The sequence below is a fragment of the Streptomyces sp. MB09-01 genome (assembly GCF_033794505.1).
GTDB lineage: Bacteria > Actinomycetota > Actinomycetes > Streptomycetales > Streptomycetaceae > Streptomyces.
This window is the reverse complement of sequence record NZ_JARAYQ010000587.1, coordinates 1-909: the sequence shown is the minus strand read 5'-3', so window position 1 is coordinate 909 and position 909 is coordinate 1. Positions and strand designations below refer to the sequence as shown.

Annotated in this window: 1 protein-coding gene; it reads right to left on the bottom strand. The window is 67.4% G+C overall.

Annotated elements, in window-relative coordinates:
- Positions 1-27 precede the first annotated feature (27 nt).
- Positions 28-909: BtrH N-terminal domain-containing protein (locus PV721_RS43600; RefSeq protein WP_319734453.1), on the bottom strand; the 882-nt coding region annotated here is incomplete at its 5' end.

Below are 909 nucleotides of genomic sequence, written 5' to 3'. Positions count from 1 at the left end.
TTCAGCCGTCGATTCGCTGGACGGTCCCTAGAGCATGGTGAGTGCCTTCATCGCATCGCGCTCGATACGCGCGAGTTCACTGAGTACGGACCCGGCCCGCACGAGCTGGTTCGCGTCACCGGATGTGCCTGCTGCTGCGATGAGTGCGGCCACTTCTGTCCAGAGGGCGGCGGCCTCGGTGAACAGGCCGTGGCCAGTGCGCAGGTGGTTGCTGTCGATCAGCTGGGCGCACTCGGCGAGGAAGTCCCGGTAGAGGTTGCGGAAGAGGGCGCCGCCGGTGCCGGCCCTCTCCATGAGGACTGCGGCCTGCGGCAGGTCCTCGGGCGGGTTGGCGCTGCGCTGCAGCCATTTCGGCACTTGCCCGGCTGCCTTCGCGATGCCCCGGTGGCCCAGGTTCGCGATGGGCGGGTGCAGGAAGGCGTCGGCGCAGGTCGTGATCGCGGGGATGATCCGGTCTTGGGGTGGGGTCAGGCCGCGGGGCGCCGTGATGGTGAAGGAGCGGTTCCTGGCGGTCATGGGGCCGCGCTCGGCCCTGGCCCTGGCCAGGCTGGCGAGACTGGTCGAGACGGCTCCGCCCTGCGGGTCGGTGTCCTGCAGGTAGGCGTCCTGTTCGTCATAACCGAACATGGCCACGACGTGCCCGCCGAAATGCACCTTGGTGCTGAAGTAGTCCAGGTGGTAGCTGTCGAGCTGAAGGCCGACCGGCCGACCGGCGTCGATGGGTGCCGCCACGTTCTGCCACGCCTTGCGCGGGGAGGTGGTCTCCCCGATCAAAAGCTCAAGTCCGAGCATGGCAGTCAGGTTCCTGGTGAGCTCGAACGGCTTGACCCGGCCGCCCAGGAAGGGAAAGCCCATGCTTTTGCTGTCCCAGTAGATGAAGGACAACCCGGAGCCGAGCCCGAACAGCAT